A 20,183-nucleotide genomic window follows, 5' to 3' on the forward strand; every position below is an offset into this window, starting at 1 on the left:
ATTTCTTGGGGAATTTTTTCTGATTATGTCGAATCGATATTTTTCACATATTGTAGGAAGAAAGTGAGGAATGCTATGAGGGAAATGGAGTGATGGTATGAAAAGGCTAATGGTAAGTGGTAGTGTAGTGTTGTTTATGTTTTTATGTTCTATCACTATTACTAGTGCAGAAAATAATAGTGTGAAAGTTGCTTTTATTCGTCATCATAACCTTTGGATTAAAGTTGATGGGAAAGAAATACAGATTACAAAAGGAGAGTACATAACAGGGCCGAAGTGGTCATATGACGGGGAGTGGCTAGCATATGTAAAAGGGAAGAAACAAAGTATTCTTGAGTTATATCGGCTGAAAGATGGAAAAAAAGTTACGCCGTTTCACTCAGAAGCATCGAATTATCAATGGTCACCAACAGAAAATATAATTGCATTTATATTTACAGGTACATTAAATACATTTGATGTAGAAAAAAAGAATGCAGATTTTGAAAATGTATCGGCTGGTGTAGGGGATTATGCATGGTACCCTGATGGAAAGAACTTTCTTGTATCCTCTGAAGCGAACTTACTTCCAACAGGATGGACAGGGGCTCAGCTATATGAAGTGCAAAAAGATGCACATATGAATCCTCACAAAATGAAGCATTTGTATGCATTGCCAAATGAACATGATGATTTTCTAGCGCTAGTAGCAAGTGGCTTTAAGTGGTCACCAGATCAAAAGTGGATTTCATTTTTAGCGGTACCGACAGCTTCATGGTCAGCTGATAGTAATACGCTTTGCTTAGTTCGTGCAGATGGAAGTCGGTTTGAAAAAGTAGATCAAATGTTATTAAACGAACAATGGTTTCAATGGGCACCATCAAAAAATATATTAGCTTATATTGAAGGGAGCGGAAGAGTTACATTAGAAAATAAACATTTAAAAGTAAAGGAATTGCCAGCACTTCAGCAGAACATATTTACGCCGAAAGGATATGTTGATTGGGATTTTGTATGGAAGAACGATAGAGTAATTATCGTTTCACGAGCAAAAGAGGCAGGAATAGAAACTCCACCAGAAAAAAGGCCACTACCATCTTTATATGAGGTCGATAGTACAAGTAATGCACAGCATCAAATCACAAAGAAAACGAACAAGCAAGGGGATTACCACCCGATCTTCATGAAGAAGAGTAATCAATTAATTTGGATACGTTCAGACCGTAAGAAAGCGGATGTATGGCTTGCTCATAAAGATGGGAAACAGGAAAAGAAGTGGATTGAAAATATAGATGTACCAGCGTGGTATTATGAGAAATGGAATTGGGGAAATGTTATCTCGGTGAAATAACAATAAAAAACTGCCTAAAAAATCATTTTAGGCAGTTTTTTATTGTTATTTATGTGTTTTATTTGGCTTTTTTTTCGCTGGGTTTCCGTTCCCTTGTCGCTTTCTATTTTGTTCATCTTTTGCTTGTTTTTCATGTAGTGTATCTAAAAATTCATTCGAGTTACTCATGTTTATATCTCTCCTTTCATTTTGTCATGATTACTATAACCATTTAGGAGGATAATCATGAGTTAGAAATTAGGCACTTAATTTTCTTCGATAATGTAAGTAAAATATTCCATACATAACAAATAGCATGAGTAAAACTTGTATCTCTACATTTTCTTTTAAAAAAGCTGCGATAGGGTCTGGTAAGTACGGTGATTTATCGTTTGTGCTTAAACCTAACCATTTATTTAAGAGGCTAATGGTACAAAACATAAAAACACCGGACCAGCTTGCCGTAATTGCTTTTTGTTTAATTTTTGTTTCACGTTCATCATCTGCAATCCAAGGATTAGCAGTTTTATCACTACTAAAGAAGCCGTTTATATATCCCCATACAATCATTCCAATAAAGACAATTATCCATTTCATATATGTAATTCTCCTTTCGGTGTAAAAAGTATTTTACATGTAATATTGTAATATTTTACAAACCTTCGTGTCAAACCTTTTTTACATATCGGTTTTTATACAGCAGGAATAAAGAATGCAATAGGGAAGAAATATGTGTGAGGATTTTATAGTAAGAGGAGACTGAATATGAAAATCGTTTTTGTTCGGCATGGTGAAGGTGAACATACAACGGATTTACCAGAAAGTTTACAAGTGTTTGACCCACCATTGACGAGAGTAGGAAAGGCTCAAGCTAAGTTACTTCAACGTGATGTATCATTACAAGAAGCGGATATATTAATTGTTAGTCCTACACTTAGAACTTTACAAACGGCGACAATATGGAGTGCGAAAGTAGCTTGTCAAAAAATAGTCCATCCATATGTATCTCCACGTATTTTTCCTTATCGAGAAGGAGCGAAAACATTACCGTGCGATTATATAGTAGATCAGGGAATGATAACAAAGTTATTTCCGCATTTTTCGATAGAGAAAAGCTCAAATAATCAGTTATGGAAGGAAGGTATAAACACTATTTCAGAGAATAGTTTTCAGCAAATAGTAGATGAATTTCTTCTTTGGTGTTATGAACTGGGTGCGGAAAGAATTTGCATTGTATCTCACGATGGAACAATTACAGCATATAGGCAATATTTACATAAAGTCGTTTTAACTAGATCAGATTTTTTGAAAGAAACAGGTATATATGAAATGGATTTATCCCATAAAAGTCTGATTGATAAGGGCTGATTATAGGATGGAGGTTGTTTGTTGAATATTGCATTAGTAGTTGGTTTTAATTCGGATTTAGAGGCGCAATCAATACGAGCATCTCTTGAGTATTTTGGTGCAAGAGTTGTGACATATTGGATTGGTAGACCGAAAGATTTTGTGGAAGTTCTTTCTGGAAAGAACTTATTTAACGATATTAATTATATTATTTTTTGCTTTCATGGTGAAGAAGGGAAGTTTGTCATGGAAGAGTTAGGCGAAGAAGTATATGAACAAGATGAACCGAGAGGGTATTTTGGTAAAGCAGAAATTTATAAATATGCAAAATTGCATAATACACATATTGTAAATAGCGGGTGCACATTAGGGGAGCAAAAACTTGCAAAATCTTTTTTACATAGTGGTGCAAAATCATATATGGGATCGATTGATTATGTAGATGGAAATGCAGCACTTATGTTTACTATACGCTTATTTTATGGGGTTATTAACCATGGGAAAACGTTAGAAGAAGCGTTTCAAGAAGCGAGTTTAATTGATGAGGAGACACATACATTTCGATTCTATAATTAGTGTGAAACACGTTTATTCTATATTCGAATAAACGTGTTTCACATTTAACTCACAATTTTTTTGCATTTTTTTCAATGAAAATGATTATCACCTGTGGTATGATATGTTCAAGTTTTTACAGGTAATAAAAGTTACTATATAAACGTTAGTTTTTAATGTTTCATACACATGTCATGAATTATTCATAATTAACGTTTGAAAAATGAGTAACTAATGTTATTATATTAACTGTAACTAACTTAATTACAACTTTAGGAGGAAGATATGGTTATTCAATTTTTAAGAGAAAACAAAGCAGTTTCTTTTGTATTAGCAGTAATTCGAGTATATCTTGGTTACACATGGTTAATGGCTGGAATCGGTAAACTACAAGGAAAAGGATTCGATGCAACAGGTTATTTGCAAGGCGCAATTGAAAAATCTAAAGGTGCACAACCGGCTGTTCAATCTTGGTGGGCATCATTCTTACAAGAATTTGCAATTCCAAATGTAGATTTGTTTAATACGCTTGTAACATGGGGAGAAATTTTAGTCGGAATTGGTTTAATTGTAGGCTGTTTAACAAAAACAGCGGTCTTTTTTGGTCTTGTAATGAACTTTTCCTATATGTTTAGTGGGTCAATTGGTGTGAACCCTGAGATGGTTATCTTATCTATGTTTGTTCTTGTTGCCGGTATGAACGCTGGGAAATTTGGAATGGATGGCTTCGTTATCCCGAAAGTATTAGGATCAAAAACTCAAAAACGCCAAAAGCAAGCTGCTTAATATATGAAAATGGGTATCTCACAATGAGATACCCGTTTATGTTATTTTTCAATTTTGATCGGATTGTTCTTAAAGAAGTCTTGTACATACCCGACAAATTCTTGTGGTTCTTGGCGAAATGGTGCATGATAACCTTTTTCAATAATATGTAAAGTGCTATTTTTTAAGAATTGATGATACGTTTCTCCTTCTTTCCAAGAAACGCTACTATCATTTCTGCCCCATATAATTAAAGTTGGCTGTTTCATTTCATTCGCATTAATTTTAAGACGTCTAGGCCATAGTTTCATTTTGTTATAATGTTCTTCATCATTACGTTTGAATTTCACTTTGCTCTCATCATAATCTGTAATAGAAGAAACGGCATTTAAATCAGTCGACAATTGTGGTTTTGGTGAGCCTTGTTTATTAACGAATGTATGAGGGCCACCTGTAGCATCAGTTAAAATAAGGTGAGTAACTGCTTCAGGATATAAATATGTTAAATTTAGAGAAATTTCTCCCCCCATGGAATGCCCCAGTATTGCGAATGAATCATATCCTAGTTTTTTCATTAATTTATAATACAAATTTGCATGAGTTGGAAAAGAATAATAAAAATCCATTGGCTTAGATGAGCGCCCGAATCCCAAAGCATCTACAGAAATAATTGTATGATCTTTTGCTAAATCGGAGTAGATCTTTTGAAAACCATCTGATGACCCTCCAAAGCCATGAATCATAAGTAAAGGTGGTTTTTCATTACCAATCTTTTTAAAGTAAATGGTTTGACCATCTATTTCTACCATTTTTTCCTCGGTAGCTAGTTTCGCTGTAATTGTATTTTTAACTTGCTTTACTTGTTCTACTGGCTTTTCTGCTGCACTACATCCTACTAATAGTGTAAGAGTAAGACAACCTACCATAAAATAGCTAAATCGCTTCAATTAGGTGTCTCCTTTCTAACATAACGCTGTATCTATCATAGCAAATAGCATATTACGATTTCCAGGAAGTTGGCTACCATTTTTTATCATAAGAGGTGAAAGGAGCGTTTCTTGGAAATTTTCTGTTTGAAGAAATTGACGAAATGTAAATTGTGAGTGTGGGACATCAATTCGTACTATACCATTCCAACATTCACATATCTTTTTTAATAATTGAATAGAATCTTCTTCTTGCTTGGCGATAAGTGGATTGATACATAATATATTGCCCTTTCGTATGCATAATGAAAAAGCTTCTATACAGTTATTTCTTTCAATTTTAAAAGAGTGTACGGCCCTTGGTAATAGCAAAGAGTAAAGTAGAGAACGATTCATACCAGTTGCAATTTGATCGAGAGAAGTAAGAGATATAAGGTCTTCTTCTTGTACTTGTTGTAAGTGAGAAGGGGACGTCTTAATAGTTTGCTTTTCAAAACGATGAATCGTTGTTGCTGTTTGAAATCCGCATGATGTGTATAGAGGTTCGCCAGCTTTTGTCGCAATAAGTGCAATGGGTTGTTTTGGATGAATTTGTTCCAAGCAATGATTTAGCAACATGCGCCCGATTCCGCGTCCTTGAAAATTAGGGTGAACGATTAACATACCAATGGAAGTGAAGTTACTTGTAAAGGGAAATACTCCTCCAGTCGCAATGAGTTTGTTTTCATGAATGTAACCTACAAGTGTGCCGATAGAAAGATACATTTCGAATTGTTTTTTCATAAAAATTTCATCGTGTAACCATCCAACAGATTTGCAAAGATTAAGTAATTCAAAAATAAAAGATTCATTTAGCTTTACTATTTTCATAAAGGCTCACCGCATTTCTATTTATTTTCATAAACATAGAGTCAAAATGTAAAAAAAGAGATTTACGTTAAATGAAATCCAACTTGTTTATATTTAAATTGTAAAGGGCAGGATAGTTGATACGAAGAGACAAAGTTATACAAATTATAACTGATATTTACATAAGTTAACAAAAAATTTACATACAGCTAATTTTCTCTTAATAGTCTTCCATTAAATTTGATAGTGGGAAATGAATAACCTAATTAGGGGGACAAGACAGTGAAAAAGTTTGTGAAAAAAGCATGGCCATTTGCAGTTGTGGCATCATTAGCAGTTACTTCGGTAGCAACATGGAATTTTACTCGTTCTAGTGAGGTTAATGCAGATGAGAACGGAAGCAATGCAAAGATTAAAAATGTTATCGTATTAATTGGGGATGGTATGGGCCCTTCATATATGACGGCTCACCGTTATATGAAAGATAATCCAAAAACCTTTGAAATGGAATCTACAGAATTTGATAAGCATCTTGTAGGAACACAAAAAACATACCCAGAAGATGAGCATGAAAATATTACAGACTCTGCATCAGCAGCAACAGCTATGTCAGCAGGGATTAAAACATATAATGCTGCAATTGCAGTTGATAATGATAAAGCGGAAGTGAAAACGGTTCTTGAGCAAGCGAAAGAAAAAGGGAAATCAACGGGACTTGTTGCAACTTCTGAAATTACACATGCAACACCAGCTGCTTTCGGTGCGCATGACATTAGCCGTAAAAATATGGACGCAATTGCAAATGATTATTTTGATGAGAAAATTAAAGGGAAGCATAAAGTAGATGTTATGCTTGGCGGCGGCGTAAAGAACTTTGTTAGAAAAGATCGTAATCTTACAGAAGAGTTTAAGAAATCTGGTTATAGCTATGTAACGGATCGAGATCAATTGTTAAATGATAAAAATGATCAAATTCTTGGTTTATTTGCACCAGGTGGATTAGATAAAATGATTGACCGTAATGATAAAACACCTTCATTAGAAGAAATGACTAATGCAGCAATTGAGCGTTTGAACAAAAATAAAAATGGTTTCTTCTTAATGGTGGAAGGAAGTCAAATCGACTGGGCTGGACATGATAATGATATCGTTGGTGCAATGAGTGAAATGGAAGACTTCGAAAAAGCTTTCAAAGCAGCGATTGAGTTTGCGAAAAAAGATAAAAATACGTTAGTTGTTGCAACGGCAGACCACGCTACAGGTGGATTATCTTTAGGTGCCAATGGCGAGTATAACTTTAAAGTAGATCCAATTAAAGCTGCAAAACGCACACCAGACTTTATGGCAAATGAGATTGCAAAAGGTGCAAATGTAGAAGAAACATTGAAAAAGTATATTGATTTACAATTAACTCCAGAAGAAATTCAAGCTGTAAATGATATAGCTCCGTCAAAAGATGTAACAAAGATTGATAATGCAATTGAAGATATTTTCAATAAGCGCTCGGTTACAGGCTGGACAACTGGTGGACATACAGGGGAAGATGTGAACGTGTATGCATTTGGTCCAGGTAAATACTTATTCTCAGGCGTTCAGGAGAATACAAATATAGCGAAACGTGTCTTTGATATTGTTGGCGGCGGCGATCCGAATAAAGGAAGACGTTAATTAAGAGCGAAAGTGAGGCGAAATGCCTCACTTTTCTTTTTAGGAGTTGGGAATATGGGGAAGTTATTTAGAAAATTAAGATTCCTTCTAGTATTTGTAGTATTAATAGTTGGATGTCAACAAGAAGAGAATAACGTAGAACAAAAATCTACTACTAAAAAATCTGAGGAAAAGGTACAAATAACAAAAGAAGAAGAGAGATCTATTCAAGATGTTATTACTACATTTGTGCGAACGACAAATGAAAAAAATCTTGCAGAACATATGGAGTTATTTTCAAAGAAGATGCCTAGTGCTGAAGACTTAAAAACACAAAAAGAAGCCGCATTTCAAAAGGGAAATAAGAAGATTGAATTGGAACATATAGATATGAAAGCTAGTAAAGTAGGGTATGTTATTGTTGAAACGAAAGAAAAGGAAGTAGACGATAGTGTCACTCTTCAAAAGAAAGTACGGTACGCTCTTGGAAAAGAAGATGAGAAATGGAAGATTGAAGAGGTTCGCACGATAGAGAAAAAATAACGTGAAACTTTAATAAGTGTGGGAGTCACACCTCCAAAAAATGGTATAAAAAAAGGTTCTCATTGGCGAGAACCTTTTTTTATAGTGGTAGCATAATTTGATTTGAGCATGCCTCAATATCATCAATATCTTGACGAATTGTGGCCATTTTATTATCAAGATCTTCAGCTTTCATTGCTGCATCATGTAGTTCATCTTTTAAATACTCCGGTATTTTCCCTTCATATTTATAATAAAGTTTGTGTTCTAAACTTGCCCAAAAGTCCATTGCCAGTGTACGTAACTGAATTTCTGCAAATACATCTTTTGTACCAGAATTCAGTGATAAAGGATATTTAATAATCATGTGTAAACTTTTATATCCGTTTCGTTTTGGGTTAGCGATATAATCTTTTACTTCAATGACTTCCATATCTTCGCGTTTTTGAATGACTTCTTTCAAATGATAAATATCTTCTACGAAGCAACATGTAATACGAATACCAATAATATCTTGTAAATGTGTTTGAGCGTTTTCAACTGTTGGTAATAAGCTTTTGCGTTCTAGCTTTTTAATAATACTTTCAGGTTGTTTTAGTCTTGTTTTTATATGTTCAAACGGGTTGTAATCCTCTAGAAATTGAGCTTCCCGGTTCATAATTTCAAATTTAGTTTTTAACTCTTCTAAAGCAAATGTATATGGTAATACAAAAGCTTTCCAGTAGTTAACTGTTGATTGATTATATTCCATTTATATACACACCTTTTCCTATTTACAAGTGAGGTTGTTATTATACTAAATACCAAATCATATAAGCACAAGCAGCAAATGATGAGATCATAAAGCGATATTTAGTTTTCATACTTTCAACTCCTTTCGAGTAAGATTCTATATAAATAAACGTGATTGTTAATAAGTTCACTATGTACAATTTCTATAGTAATAGATTCGTGTGAATTTCGTATGAACTAATTGTTTCAGCTTTTTGTCTTTTTTGCTGTTAATCATAATTATTATTCGGATTTAAAGTGTTTTCATTTGATTTATCCATTTGTATAAATTAATGTATATTTAAATTTATAGTTATTAAGGAGGATATATGGTGAACTTTGAAGAATTAGCAATTGCTAGACGTTCTGCAATGAAATTTATACAAGGTATAGAAATCCCTGATGAGGATTTTAAAAAAATATTTGAGTTAACTAAGCTTTCTCCATCTTGCTATAATTTGCAGCACACACATTATGTTGTAATTCGTGATCAAGAGCGAAAAGAAAGATTAAAAGAATTAGCGTTCGGTCAATATAAAGTATCGAGTGCATCAGCGGTAGTGCTCGTTTGTGGTGATAAAAGAGCATACCAAAATGTTGAAAATATTTACTTCGGTATGAAAGTTTTAAAAATGATTGATGAATGCGAATATGAAGATACCATTAGGCAAACGAAAGGTTTATATGAAGGAAAAGGAGAGCGTTTCATGGAGGATGAAGCGATTAGAAATGCTTCGTTAAGTGCGATGACTTTTATGTACGCAGCTAAATATTATGGCTATGATACATGTCCAATGATTGGTTTCGATGAAAAAGCAGTACAAAGTGAATTAAATATGCCAGAGCATGTAATACCTGTTTTAATGATTACGATAGGGAAAAGTGATACGACTAAAGTTCGTCCAAGAGGATATCGAAAGCCAATTAGTGAGTTTGTTACATACGAATCGTTTTAATAAAATTTATTTAACTATAAAAACAAGGGGATTCTAAATAGAATCTTCTTGTTTTTGCAATTGACAAATAGAATGAAGTTTTATAATATATAAATCGTAATCATTACGTTTTAGTTTGCAATCTTTGAAAGAAAGGAGAATTACCTATGCGTGTAAATATTACATTAGCTTGTACGGAGTGCGGTGATCGTAATTATATTTCTAAAAAAAATAAACGAAACAATCCAGAACGTATCGAATTAAAAAAATATTGTCCACGATTAAAGCGAGTAACGTTACATCGTGAGACGAAGTAGAAGACTAGAGATATCTCTAGTCTTCTTTTGTTAATAAGTTTTGGTTTTCTTTGTTATAATTACCTTAAATTGTAACGAAGGAGAGGGTATGGTGAATCAAAAAGATAAAGAAAGAAAAGAGCACGTAGCTCATATTATTGAAATTCCAGATGAATATAGGCTTGTTGTAGATGATCAAGAAGGGGTTGATGACCCGTATCATCTATTATGGTGGGGACATAAAGGTGATGAGGAGAAACAGATACAAATTACATTAAATAGACATACTGGTAATTTAATTGAATTTAGGATAGATGATGGAAATTCTTTTTCGAGTGATAAGGGAGCGATAGAGGAGAATAAAGCAAGAGAGGTTGCAAATACATTCTTAAAAAAATATACAAAAGAAGGATATGAATTCTATACATATGTAACGGTTAAGGACGACAGGCGCGGTTGGAAAGAAGTAAATTATATGCAAGAAGTGAATAGCTATCCATTGCCGAATACTGGGTGTGTTGTGCGAGTGCACCCTTCAGGTAATGTTTTGCATTTTCATTACAATGGACAAAAAGCCATAGAGAAAAAAACGTTATGGCCAAGTGAAATTGTTGGGGAGAATATCGTTTTAGAAAATTTGAAAGCTAGACAAGATATGAGACTTGTATTTGTAGATTTAACATACTCTTCATGTGAGTATGAAAACGGGGAAGAAGTAAAAGGGTACCATCTTGTATATGAACCAGAGCCTAGTCATGCGTTTATTGATGCAAGTACAGGTAAAGATTTATATGGGCCAGAACACTATAAATTACCTTCTACAGTACTTGTTGATAAACCGCTAAAGAGTAGTCAAAAAAAAGATGTGTTTGATTTATTTGATTGGGACAAGGGGAAGTTTGTCAAAATAGATGAAAAAGTAGATGAGGATGAAGTCCGGATAAAATTTGTATTAAAAGAAGAATTACAAAAAGAAATAGAAGAGAAGGATTCATATTCAATGGATGAGTTTTATAAAAAACATTTTCCAATGTTGAAACATAATGAATTCGTTGTAATTACTCTAGATAAAGAAACAAATCAATTGCTTTCTTTTTTTATGTGGAAGGATGAGAAAAAAAGGAAAACAATCTTATCAAGAGAGCAATGTTTAAGCAAGGCACTTCAATTTTTAGAGCATATTATCCCAGATGCGACAAAGTATGTTCAACTTTGGGATAATTATGAGGAGGAAGAGGGGATAGAGAGGTTTTCCTTTTCAATCTATGTAAATGACATTCACGTAGAGCGGAAATATATTATGATCAACATCAATGCAGAAAATGGAGCTGTGATGCACTACTCTGGAGAGTCTGGCAACTTTATAAAAGAATTACTTACATATGAAACAACACCAAAAGTAACAAAAGAAAAAGCGTTAGAAATATACAGAGAGGCTATCCGAGTTAAATTAGAATGGTTTTTAGATCATGATGCAGAGGAAACCCAGTACAAACTACTGTACAAACAAACGACAGATGAAAAACATAAAGAACCTTTTGATTGTAGTCGGGAAATTCGTTATATTGATGCTCAAACTGGGAGAAAGATTTGGAGTAAGTAAAATAAAAAGAGTTATTTTTCAAAGAATATAAAAATAACTCTTTTTATTTTTATAATTTGCCTGTTCGTTTTTCAAAAGTAAATGTGATAGGAAGATCGGAATGAGAACTATCGTTTTTAAATGTTACTTTCCATTCTTTAGTATGGGCTTTAATTTCAAAATTAAGAAGATTCATTGCTCTACGTTTATCTATTTCTAAAAACATATTATGAATTTCCGGTTCTTGCTGTAAATTAAGAGCCTTTAGTGTGACTGTAAATGTGAAAAAATTCTGCCCTTCATATACTATCCTTGCTATTTTTGTTTTTGGTGTATTTAACACTACATAAAAACGGTCTGATTGAGTTAATTGTACAGAGTCATCGGTAATTTCATTCTCGTTAGTTTGAAGTTCAACTAAGAAAGATGTACTACGGGAAGAATCTGTTTTGCTTGTAATATGTAATTCAGTAGGAATCATGGGTATTTCATAAAACTCATTTTTTATTATAGTATTGTAGTCTTCTGAAAATTTACGAACTTCTTTTGGAAAAGAGTCTTCTTCTTGTGTATTTAAAAAGGTTTTATGTTGCTTTGGAAATTTTTTATTAAACTTTAATGTTTCTTTAAAGTAATAATTGGATCCAGTCAAAAATAAACAACTACAAATTAATAAAAAAATTCGATACGGATTTTGAAAGTGAAAGAAAAATAGTATACATGTAATAATTCCAATTACATAGAGAATAAAGATAAGTAGTTCTAGTTTTGAGTGAAAGGAAAAACCATAGTTATGAAAAAATTTCATTCCAGTTATAATTTGAGCTCCAAAAAATAAAGAAATTCCAAATTGAAAAAATAATAAATCAGGCCCTCTTTTAATAACAAAAGTAATGAACGAAATGAAAAGTAAAAATCCCCCTAAATAAATTGTTACATTTAATAATCGATCTAATGTAATCATGAATAGTGTCCCCTTTAATAGCATATTCATATATAAATAACAATTTCTTTTAATTATAATATAACAATAAAATATTTTAAATGTTAGAAGTGTTGAGTTTTATAAATAAACTGTACAGACACAAACAACCTCACGCCTACATACACATAATAAAGACCACTATTTTGGCGGAGGTGAAAGGTTTGAGTCTATTCGCCGCAATTGGATATATGGTTCGAGAAGTGTTTGTCTTTGTTTCTTATGTAAAGAATAATGCGTTCCCGCAGCCGTTATCATCAGATGATGAGAGAAAGTACTTAGAGTTAATGGAGCAAGGTGATGCTCAAGCGAGAAATCTTTTGATTGAACATAATTTACGGCTTGTAGCTCATATCGTTAAAAAATTTGAGAACACAGGAGAAGATGCAGAAGATTTAATTTCAATTGGTACGATCGGGCTCATTAAAGCGATCGAGAGCTATTCTGCAGGAAAGGGAACAAAGCTTGCGACGTATGCAGCACGCTGTATTGAAAATGAAATTTTGATGCATTTACGTGTACTAAAGAAAACGAAAAAAGATGTTTCACTTCATGATCCGATTGGGCAAGATAAAGAGGGCAATGAAATATCGCTTATTGATATATTAAAATCAGAGTCTGAAGATGTAATTGATATGATTCAGCTTAGTATGGAGTTAGAAAAAATTAAAGAGTATATCGATATTTTAGACGAAAGAGAAAAAGAAGTGATTGTGAAACGTTTTGGACTTGGGCTAGATAAGGAGAAAACACAGCGGGAAATCGCTAAGGCGCTTGGTATTTCTAGAAGCTACGTATCAAGGATTGAAAAGCGTGCTTTAATGAAGATGTTCCACGAGTTTGTAAGGGCAGAGAAAGAGAAAAAAGCGAAAGAGTAAAGTGTATTAGAAGCAGCCATATTTTAAAAGGGGCTGCTTTTCTTATTGTAAATAAGAAAAGAAAACGCGTTATGCTAAGAAGAAATACATGTTCACTGTTGAAAATGACGGATTCTATCTGTAATATTAGAAGGTGCTAAATAATTTAAGAATAATACCATACTTAGTTTTCTGTATGTATAATAAGGCTGCTTTATATGATATGTGGGAATAAGAACCAATTTTACATATGATATAGAAAGAAAAGAAGGGAAAACTAAAGTTATAGACTGATTAGGGGGTTTCGCAATTTGCGACGTACATTATATCGACTTATGATAGAACTTACAAATGGTCGCTTTACTTCTTATATATTACGTAAATTTGCACAATCTCGTTTGAGCTCTATCATTATTCCATCGTATGCGAAAGTTTTTCAAATTAATCAAGATGAGATGGAAAAGGGCTTGAAGGAATATAGAACATTGCATGAATTATTTACGCGTAAGCTAAAAGAAGGAAAGCGTAGTATTGATACAGATGCATCGAGTATCGTTAGTCCTGTTGATGGTGTTTTTGCAGATCATGGTCCTATTGAGGATACAAAAACATTTGATATTAAAGGAAAGCGCTATTCAATTGTGGATATGCTAGGTAATGAAGAACGTGCAACGCGATATGCAGGCGGTACATATATGGTAATTTATTTGAGTCCAAGTCACTATCATCGCATTCATAGTCCGCTTTCTGGTTCTGTGACTGAAAGATTTGTACTCGGTAGAAAATCATATCCGGTAAATGCAGCTGGTATGGAATACGGGAAAGAACCGCTGTCAAAAAATTATCGTTCTGTTACAGAAATAAGCAGTGATGGTGAGCATATGGCTCTTGTAAAAGTAGGTGCCATGTTTGTTAATAGTATCGAGCTTTTGCATGAGAGAGATACTGTTCAAAAAGGTGAAGAAATGGCATACTTTACATTTGGTTCAACAGTTGTGTTATTGTTTGAAAAAGATATGATAGAAGTAGTGCAGGAATTAAAGAGTGGACAAGAGCTTCGTCTTGGTGAAAAAATAGCTACTCGATTAGCTCATAAATAAAGAAAAGCTTTTATAACCGTAAGTAAGAGTTATGGGCAAAGATACTTAATGATGAAATCCCCTAGATGGGAGTACTTGTTTATTCGAGAGCCATCGTAGGATGGCTCTTTTTACAGGGCATCCAATAATTTATCCTGTAACTGTTTGATTGGTACGGGCTAATTAAACTTTCACTTTATATGTAATCAAGAAGATTTGACAAGCTTGTCCTCTAATGAGCGTCTAATGATTTCTTGTTTTATAAGTAAAATGAAGTCGGGATTTAATTTTAGTTCTTTTGCTTTATAATAAGACTCAGTGAGTAACTCAGTGGATAACTGTTCCATATGTTTTGTTTTCAAGGTGAGTCACCTCCTAATAATATAAGGATTGATTCGTTGATGCATTTAATGTACCAAAAAAATATGACAGTCACAAACGGGTGGTTATCCACATACCTAGGTGGATAAAGTGTGTATAGTTTGTTAGTAAATTCCAAATTAACTGAAAAATTAATGTGGAAAATGTGTACAATTTTATCCACAGGTTATATATCGAAAAATGTTGTCGAAAAATTTTATGAAAAATCCTCAAAGAGGTGAAAGAAATTGAAACTATTTTTACCAAATGAATATGTGAAAAATGTATATCATGTTCAACCAGAAGATTTAAAAAAACGTGGGATTAAAGGTGTTATTACTGATTTAGATAACACTTTAATTGAATGGGATCGTCCAAATGCAACCCCGCAACTTGAAAAATGGTTCTTGAAAATGAAAGAGCACGGCATCCAAGTAACGGTTGTTTCAAATAATAATGAGCAACGTGTAAAAGATTTTGCTGACCCATTAGGCATTCCATTTATTCATAGTGCACGTAAACCATTTGTTCGAGCGTTTAAGCGTGCGATACAAGAGATGCGTTTACAGGCAGAGGAAGTTGTGGTAATTGGAGATCAGTTACTGACTGACGTGCTTGGTGGAAACCGAGTAGGGCTTCATACAATTTTAGTTGTACCGGTAGCACAAACGGACGGATTAGTGACGCGCTTTAATCGAAAAATTGAACGCAGAATTATGAAAAATATGAAGAAAAAAGGTTTAATTAACTGGGAGGAATAAAGTTTGACTGAAACAATTAAATGTATTGGTTGCGGTGTAGAAATTCAAACAGAAAATAAAAACGAAGTGGGGTATGCTCCTACCTCATCTTTAGAGAAAGAACAAGTTATTTGTCAACGTTGTTTTCGCTTGAAGCATTACAATGAAATTCAAGATGTATCGTTAACAGATGATGATTTCCTACGCATTTTAAATGGAATTGGAAAATCAGATGCATTAGTAGTCAAAATTGTAGATATTTTTGATTTTAATGGTAGCTGGTTACCTGGTTTACATCGTTTCGTAGGAAATAATAAAGTATTACTTGTTGGAAATAAAGCTGATTTAATTCCAAAGTCAGTAAAACATGATAAAGTAAAGCATTGGATGCGCTATAGTGCAAAGCAACTAGGATTAAAACCAGAAGATGTCTTTTTAATTAGTGCAGCGAAGGGACAAGGAATTGCTGAACTAGCAGATGCTATTGAGTATTATCGCGGCGGCAAAGATGTTTACGTTGTTGGATGTACGAATGTAGGGAAATCGACATTTATTAATCGTATGATTAAAGAATTTAGTGATGAGACTGAAAATGTAATTACAACATCTCATTTCCCAGGAACAACACTTGATTTAATTGATATTCCATTAGACGAAGAATCTTCTTTATATGATACGCCAGGTATTATTAACCACCACCAAATGGCTCATTATGTTGGAAAGCAAAGCTTAAAGCTTATTACACCAACAAAAGAAATTAAGCCGATGGTATTCCAATTAAACGAAGAACAAACGTTATTCTTTAGTGGATTGGCACGTTTTGATTATGTAAGTGGTGGTCGTCGTGCGTTTACTTGTCACTTCTCGAATCGCTTAACAATTCATCGTACAAAGCTTGAGAAAGCAGATGAATTATATAAAAATCATGCTGGGGATTTACTAAGCCCACCAACGCCAGAAGAATTAGCAAATATGCCTGAGCTAGTGAAATACGAATTTAATATTCGTGAACCTAAAACGGATGTTGTATTCTCTGGATTAGGATGGGTTACTGTGAACGAACCAGGAGCAAAAATTGTTGCACACGTACCAAAAGGAGTAAGTGTTTCACTACGTAAATCTTTAATTTAATATGGAGAGGGATTTATGAAACAATTATATGGTGTAATCGGAAATCCAATTGGACATTCATTATCACCCGTTATGCATAACAATGCATTTGAACACTTGAATATGGATGCCCATTATCATGCGTTTCTTGTTGAAGAGGAAGTGCTAGGGGAAGCAGTAAGAGGTTTAAAAGCATTAGGTATTTCAGGATTTAATGTAACAACTCCGCACAAGGTTGCTATTATGGAGTATTTGGATGAGATTGACCCATTGGCAAGGAAAATCGGTGCAGTAAATACAGTGGTTCATAAGAATGGAAGGTTAATTGGCTACAACACAGATGGGATTGGTTTTGTTCGAGCGTTGCAGTCAATTAGTCATGAACCACTTCAAGGGAAACGTATTTTGTTACTTGGTGCAGGTGGTGCTAGCCGAGCTATTTATTTTTCTCTTGCTGATGTAGGTGTAAAAGAGATTGATGTAGCCAATCGTACAGTAGATAAGGCGAAAGAACTTATTGCTGCACGTACGGCCGATGTTAATTCTGTTGCTTTGTCGTTAGAAAAAGCGACAGAAGAACAAGGGAATTATGATATTATCATTCAGACGACAACAATAGGTATGCATCCACACGTCGAACATACGCCATTACAAATTTGTTCGTTAAAAAAAGGAACGATTGTATCAGATATAATTTATAATCCATTTGAAACGAAAATTTTATGTGAGGCAAAAGAGCAAGGTGCAATCATTCAAAATGGTATTGATATGTTTGTGTATCAAGGAGCACTTGCATTTGAAATGTGGACAGGAAGTGTACCGAATATCGGGAGAATGAAACAATTAGTTATAGAAAAGCTTGGAGGCTAACATATATGTTAACAGGAAAACAAAAAAGATTTTTACGTGCACAAGCACATCATTTAACACCAATTTTTCAAGTAGGAAAAGGCGGAGTAAATGAAAATATGATTAAACAAATCGCAGATACTTTAGAAGCTCGTGAGTTATTTAAAGTAAGTGTATTACAAAACTGTGAATTTGATCGCCGTGAGGTTGCGGAAGAACTTGCAAAAGGTGCACGTGCTGAAATCGTTCAAGTAATTGGAAGCACAATCGTTTTATACAAAGAATCAAGAGAAAATAAACAAATTAAGCTTCCTCGATAAAAAGATTAGCATGCGCTATTTTTATCGCTGATGCGTAATGATGTAGAGAGCGAAACCAATTGAACTTTTATTAATAGCAACTCTCTTCATTCCTAACCAAGGAGAGTTGCTGTATGTAAAAGGAAGGGGCGTTTCTTTTGAGGAAAATTGGCATCATTGGCGGTACATTTGATCCGCCTCACTATGGACATTTGCTAATTGCAAATGAAGTATATCACGCTTTGGATTTGGAAGAAGTATGGTTCTTGCCAAACCAGATTCCGCCACATAAACAAGGACGTAATATTACAAGTATAGAAAGACGTTTACATATGTTAGAGCTCGCGACTGAGGCAGAAGAACACTTTTCTATTTGTTTAGAAGAGTTAAGCAGGAAGGGCCCATCTTATACGTATGACACTATGTTGCAATTGACGAAGAAGTATCCGGATGTGCAGTTTCACTTTATTATTGGTGGGGATATGGTTGAGTATTTACCGAAGTGGTATAACATTGAAGCTTTACTTAATCTTGTAACGTTTGTTGGAGTTGCGAGACCTGGGTACACATTGCATACGCCGTATCAGATTACTACAGTGGAAATTCCGGAATTTGCAGTTTCTTCATCCTTATTACGTGAGAGATATAAGGAGAAGAAAACGTGTAAATACTTACTTCCTGAAAAAGTACAGGTATATATCGAGAGGAATGGGTTGTATGAATCGTGAGAATGCACTTCATATTGTTAAACAACAAATGCATGAAAAACGTTATACACACACAATTGGTGTAATGGAGACAGCGATTGAGCTGGCTAAGTTATACGGTGTGGACGAGAAAAAAGCAGAGATGGCAGCTATATTCCATGATTATGCGAAATGTAGAGCGATTTCAGAGATGGAAGAGATTATTAAACGTGAAGATTTGCCGAAAGATTTACTTTGCTATAATAAAGAGTTGTGGCATGCGCCTGTTGGGGCATACTTAGTAGAAAAAGAGGTAGGCATTACGGATTCTGAAATTTTGCAAGCTATTACATATCATACAAGTGGTCATGAGAACATGACAATGTTAGATAAAGTGATTTATGTAGCTGATTACATTGAGCCAGGGCGAAAGTTTCCAGGTGTGGAAGAGGCTCGTAAACTCGCATATACGGATATAAATCAAGCTTTATTATTTGCGTTAAAGAAAACAATTCAATTTTTAATGGAAAAAAATCAGATGATTTATCCATTAACATTCCAAACATACAATGCAGTTATCAAGGAGGAAATGAGTAAATGAACGATAAAGATTTATTAGTATTAGCGGCAAAAGCAGCTGATGATAAAAGAGCAGAAGATATGGTTGTCCTAAATATGCAAGGTATTTCACCAATTGCAGATTATTTCATTATTTGTCACGGTAATTCAGATAAACAAGTGCAAGCAATTGCACGTGAAATTAAATCAAAAGCACATGAGTTCCAAATCGACGTACAACGTATGGAAGGTTTTGACGAAGCACGTTGGGTATTAGTTGATCTTGGAGATGTAGTTGCTCATGTATTCCATAAAGATGAGCGTAATCACTATAATTTAGAGCGTCTATGGGGCGATGTGCCACGTGAAGATATTACAGAAGAGCTAGGCCAATGAAATACGAACAATTTGCATTGTTGTACGACGAACTAATGAATGATGTCCCTTATGATAAATGGGTGGAATTCACAGAGGAAAGCCTGCAGCAAGCAGATATGAAAGAGGCAAAAATTCTTGATGTAGCATGCGGTACGGGTAATGTAACCCTTCCGCTTGTGCAAAAGGGTTACGATTTAATAGGTGTCGATCTTTCAGAAGAAATGTTAACAGTCGCTCAGCAAAAACTGGGAGCAGAGGGATACTTTATTCCTTTTTATCAACAAGACATGCGAGAGCTTGATGTTCCAGGTGAGTTTGATTGTGTAACCATCTTTTGTGATTCATTAAATTATGTATTGCAAGAAGATGGAGTGCAAGAAACATTTAGAAGAGTATTTCACCATTTACGCCAAGATGGCTTGTTTTTATTTGATGTACATTCTTTATATAAAATACATCATGTATTTCAAAATGAAACGTATACAGTGAATGGAGAAGAAATATCTCTTATTTGGAATTGCTTCCCTGGTGAAGAATCAAATAGTGTAGAGCATGATTTAACATTCTTTGTTCAAGATCCAGAAGAAGATGTGTACCATCGGTTTGACGAATGTCACGTGCAACGTGCATATCAAGTGGAAGAGTTAACGAAATGGCTTGAAGAAGCAGGTTTTACAGTGCTTCGTGTAACAGGTGATTTTGAGCGACTTGAAGTTACAGAACAAACAGAGCGTATTTTCTTCATGGCGAAGAAAAACGGATAAAGTGAAACTTTAATCAG

26 protein-coding genes are annotated in these 20,183 nt (G+C 34.1%); 19 read left to right on the plus strand and 7 right to left on the minus strand.

The features are described 5' to 3' along the window. Positions 1 to 97 precede the first annotated feature (97 nt). Positions 98 to 1,330: a TolB family protein gene (locus N2V92_RS13105; protein ID WP_000826290.1), complete on the plus strand. Its 1,233-nt coding sequence runs from the start codon at positions 98 to 100 to the stop codon at positions 1,328 to 1,330. Positions 1,331 to 1,375: 45 nt separating this feature from the next. Here N2V92_RS13105 and N2V92_RS13110 read toward each other — a convergent pair whose 3' ends face one another. Together N2V92_RS13110 and N2V92_RS13115 are read right to left on the minus strand one after the other, a co-directional pair. Continuing rightward, on the minus strand, positions 1,376 to 1,498 hold the full coding sequence (locus tag N2V92_RS13110) for a DUF4023 domain-containing protein (protein WP_000071866.1): 123 nt from the start codon (positions 1,496 to 1,498) through the stop codon (positions 1,376 to 1,378). Positions 1,499 to 1,567: 69 nt separating this feature from the next. Next, positions 1,568 to 1,906, minus strand: a complete 339-nt coding sequence (locus N2V92_RS13115; protein ID WP_000871144.1) for a hypothetical protein — start codon at positions 1,904 to 1,906, stop codon at positions 1,568 to 1,570. A gap of 168 nt (positions 1,907 to 2,074) precedes the next feature. On the opposite strand from N2V92_RS13115, the gene N2V92_RS13120 reads away from it, so the two are divergent. From N2V92_RS13120 to N2V92_RS13130, 3 genes are all read left to right on the plus strand, one after another. Beyond that, positions 2,075 to 2,677, plus strand: coding sequence for a histidine phosphatase family protein (locus N2V92_RS13120; RefSeq protein ID WP_000706247.1), 603 nt, complete (start codon positions 2,075 to 2,077; stop codon positions 2,675 to 2,677). An 18-nt stretch (positions 2,678 to 2,695) separates the two neighbouring features. Next, entirely contained in the window at positions 2,696 to 3,232 is a 537-nt protein-coding gene (locus N2V92_RS13125) for a hypothetical protein (RefSeq protein ID WP_014894881.1), read from the plus strand. Positions 3,233 to 3,496: 264 nt separating this feature from the next. Then, positions 3,497 to 3,997, plus strand: coding sequence for a DoxX family protein (locus N2V92_RS13130; protein ID WP_000236608.1), 501 nt, complete (start codon positions 3,497 to 3,499; stop codon positions 3,995 to 3,997). A 41-nt stretch (positions 3,998 to 4,038) separates the two neighbouring features. Here the strand turns inward: N2V92_RS13130 and N2V92_RS13135 are convergent, their stop codons facing one another. Both N2V92_RS13135 and N2V92_RS13140 read right to left on the minus strand, forming a co-directional pair. After that, positions 4,039 to 4,923 carry an alpha/beta fold hydrolase gene (locus N2V92_RS13135; RefSeq protein WP_000819811.1) on the minus strand — a complete coding sequence of 295 codons (885 nt, stop codon included), beginning with the start codon at positions 4,921 to 4,923 and terminating at the stop codon, positions 4,039 to 4,041. 15 nt (positions 4,924 to 4,938) lie between these two features. After that, on the minus strand, positions 4,939 to 5,772 hold the full coding sequence (locus N2V92_RS13140; protein WP_000706699.1) for a GNAT family N-acetyltransferase: 834 nt from the start codon (positions 5,770 to 5,772) through the stop codon (positions 4,939 to 4,941). A gap of 261 nt (positions 5,773 to 6,033) precedes the next feature. Here N2V92_RS13140 and N2V92_RS13145 point away from each other — a divergent pair, with 261 nt between their 5' ends. Both N2V92_RS13145 and N2V92_RS13150 read left to right on the plus strand, forming a co-directional pair. After that, on the plus strand, positions 6,034 to 7,419 hold the full coding sequence (locus N2V92_RS13145; protein WP_000714908.1) for an alkaline phosphatase: 1,386 nt from the start codon (positions 6,034 to 6,036) through the stop codon (positions 7,417 to 7,419). A 54-nt stretch (positions 7,420 to 7,473) separates the two neighbouring features. Beyond that, positions 7,474 to 7,941, plus strand: a complete 468-nt coding sequence (locus N2V92_RS13150) for a hypothetical protein (RefSeq protein WP_000517093.1) — start codon at positions 7,474 to 7,476, stop codon at positions 7,939 to 7,941. Positions 7,942 to 8,020: 79 nt separating this feature from the next. On the opposite strand, the gene N2V92_RS13155 is transcribed toward N2V92_RS13150, so the two are convergent. Then, a complete protein-coding gene (locus N2V92_RS13155; protein ID WP_000456230.1) occupies positions 8,021 to 8,671 on the minus strand; it encodes a GTP pyrophosphokinase in 651 nt (216 codons plus the stop codon). Between the two features lie 349 nt (positions 8,672 to 9,020). Here N2V92_RS13155 and N2V92_RS13160 point away from each other — a divergent pair, with 349 nt between their 5' ends. The 3 genes from N2V92_RS13160 to N2V92_RS13170 all read left to right on the plus strand — a co-directional run bounded on the left by N2V92_RS13160 (position 9,021) and on the right by N2V92_RS13170 (position 11,525). Next, positions 9,021 to 9,647, plus strand: a complete 627-nt coding sequence (locus tag N2V92_RS13160; RefSeq protein ID WP_000245980.1) for a nitroreductase family protein — start codon at positions 9,021 to 9,023, stop codon at positions 9,645 to 9,647. 146 nt (positions 9,648 to 9,793) lie between these two features. Beyond that, a complete protein-coding gene (rpmG, locus tag N2V92_RS13165) occupies positions 9,794 to 9,943 on the plus strand; it encodes a 50S ribosomal protein L33 (protein WP_001265617.1) in 150 nt (49 codons plus the stop codon). An 88-nt stretch (positions 9,944 to 10,031) separates the two neighbouring features. After that, complete coding sequence (locus tag N2V92_RS13170) at positions 10,032 to 11,525, plus strand: YcdB/YcdC domain-containing protein (RefSeq protein ID WP_003280061.1); 1,494 nt, start codon at positions 10,032 to 10,034, stop codon at positions 11,523 to 11,525. Positions 11,526 to 11,574: 49 nt separating this feature from the next. Here the strand turns inward: N2V92_RS13170 and N2V92_RS13175 are convergent, their stop codons facing one another. Then, on the minus strand, positions 11,575 to 12,468 hold the full coding sequence (locus N2V92_RS13175; protein WP_000631114.1) for a hypothetical protein: 894 nt from the start codon (positions 12,466 to 12,468) through the stop codon (positions 11,575 to 11,577). 182 nt (positions 12,469 to 12,650) lie between these two features. Between N2V92_RS13175 and sigK the strand changes: the two genes are divergently transcribed. Together sigK and N2V92_RS13185 are read left to right on the plus strand one after the other, a co-directional pair. Then, positions 12,651 to 13,364, plus strand: coding sequence for an RNA polymerase sporulation sigma factor SigK (gene sigK, locus N2V92_RS13180; RefSeq protein WP_000051382.1), 714 nt, complete (start codon positions 12,651 to 12,653; stop codon positions 13,362 to 13,364). A 290-nt stretch (positions 13,365 to 13,654) separates the two neighbouring features. Next, on the plus strand, positions 13,655 to 14,443 hold the full coding sequence (locus tag N2V92_RS13185) for a phosphatidylserine decarboxylase (RefSeq protein WP_001254999.1): 789 nt from the start codon (positions 13,655 to 13,657) through the stop codon (positions 14,441 to 14,443). A gap of 185 nt (positions 14,444 to 14,628) precedes the next feature. On the opposite strand, the gene N2V92_RS13190 is transcribed toward N2V92_RS13185, so the two are convergent. Next, a complete protein-coding gene (locus tag N2V92_RS13190) occupies positions 14,629 to 14,784 on the minus strand; it encodes a sporulation histidine kinase inhibitor Sda (protein ID WP_000850094.1) in 156 nt (51 codons plus the stop codon). Between the two features lie 246 nt (positions 14,785 to 15,030). Between N2V92_RS13190 and N2V92_RS13195 the strand changes: the two genes are divergently transcribed. From N2V92_RS13195 to N2V92_RS13230, 8 genes are all read left to right on the plus strand, one after another. Beyond that, positions 15,031 to 15,543 (plus strand): YqeG family HAD IIIA-type phosphatase, encoded by a 513-nt coding sequence (locus N2V92_RS13195; RefSeq protein WP_000765316.1) that lies wholly within the window; start codon positions 15,031 to 15,033, stop codon positions 15,541 to 15,543. 3 nt (positions 15,544 to 15,546) lie between these two features. Then, positions 15,547 to 16,653 (plus strand): ribosome biogenesis GTPase YqeH, encoded by a 1,107-nt coding sequence (gene yqeH / locus N2V92_RS13200; RefSeq protein ID WP_000140807.1) that lies wholly within the window; start codon positions 15,547 to 15,549, stop codon positions 16,651 to 16,653. Positions 16,654 to 16,668: 15 nt separating this feature from the next. Further along, positions 16,669 to 17,502, plus strand: coding sequence for a shikimate dehydrogenase (gene aroE / locus N2V92_RS13205; RefSeq protein ID WP_000812105.1), 834 nt, complete (start codon positions 16,669 to 16,671; stop codon positions 17,500 to 17,502). A 5-nt stretch (positions 17,503 to 17,507) separates the two neighbouring features. Then, a complete protein-coding gene (yhbY, locus tag N2V92_RS13210) occupies positions 17,508 to 17,801 on the plus strand; it encodes a ribosome assembly RNA-binding protein YhbY (RefSeq protein ID WP_000955224.1) in 294 nt (97 codons plus the stop codon). A 137-nt stretch (positions 17,802 to 17,938) separates the two neighbouring features. Further along, the gene (gene nadD / locus N2V92_RS13215) at positions 17,939 to 18,508 is read left to right on the plus strand and encodes a nicotinate-nucleotide adenylyltransferase (protein ID WP_001226031.1); all 570 of its coding nucleotides are present in this window, start codon (positions 17,939 to 17,941) and stop codon (positions 18,506 to 18,508) included. After that, positions 18,498 to 19,067, plus strand: a complete 570-nt coding sequence (yqeK, locus tag N2V92_RS13220; protein WP_016077251.1) for a bis(5'-nucleosyl)-tetraphosphatase (symmetrical) YqeK — start codon at positions 18,498 to 18,500, stop codon at positions 19,065 to 19,067. The genes nadD and yqeK overlap by 11 nt, the downstream gene beginning before the upstream one ends. Next, positions 19,064 to 19,420 (plus strand): ribosome silencing factor, encoded by a 357-nt coding sequence (gene rsfS / locus N2V92_RS13225; RefSeq protein ID WP_000998173.1) that lies wholly within the window; start codon positions 19,064 to 19,066, stop codon positions 19,418 to 19,420. Before yqeK ends, rsfS begins: the two co-directional genes overlap by 4 nt. Further along, positions 19,417 to 20,166: a class I SAM-dependent methyltransferase gene (locus N2V92_RS13230; RefSeq protein WP_000873064.1), complete on the plus strand. Its 750-nt coding sequence runs from the start codon at positions 19,417 to 19,419 to the stop codon at positions 20,164 to 20,166. The genes rsfS and N2V92_RS13230 overlap by 4 nt, the downstream gene beginning before the upstream one ends. Positions 20,167 to 20,183 lie beyond the last annotated feature (17 nt).

Source organism: Bacillus sp. CH_48 (genome assembly GCF_038008465.1).
In the GTDB taxonomy this organism is placed as follows: domain Bacteria; phylum Bacillota; class Bacilli; order Bacillales; family Bacillaceae_G; genus Bacillus_A; species Bacillus_A thuringiensis_S.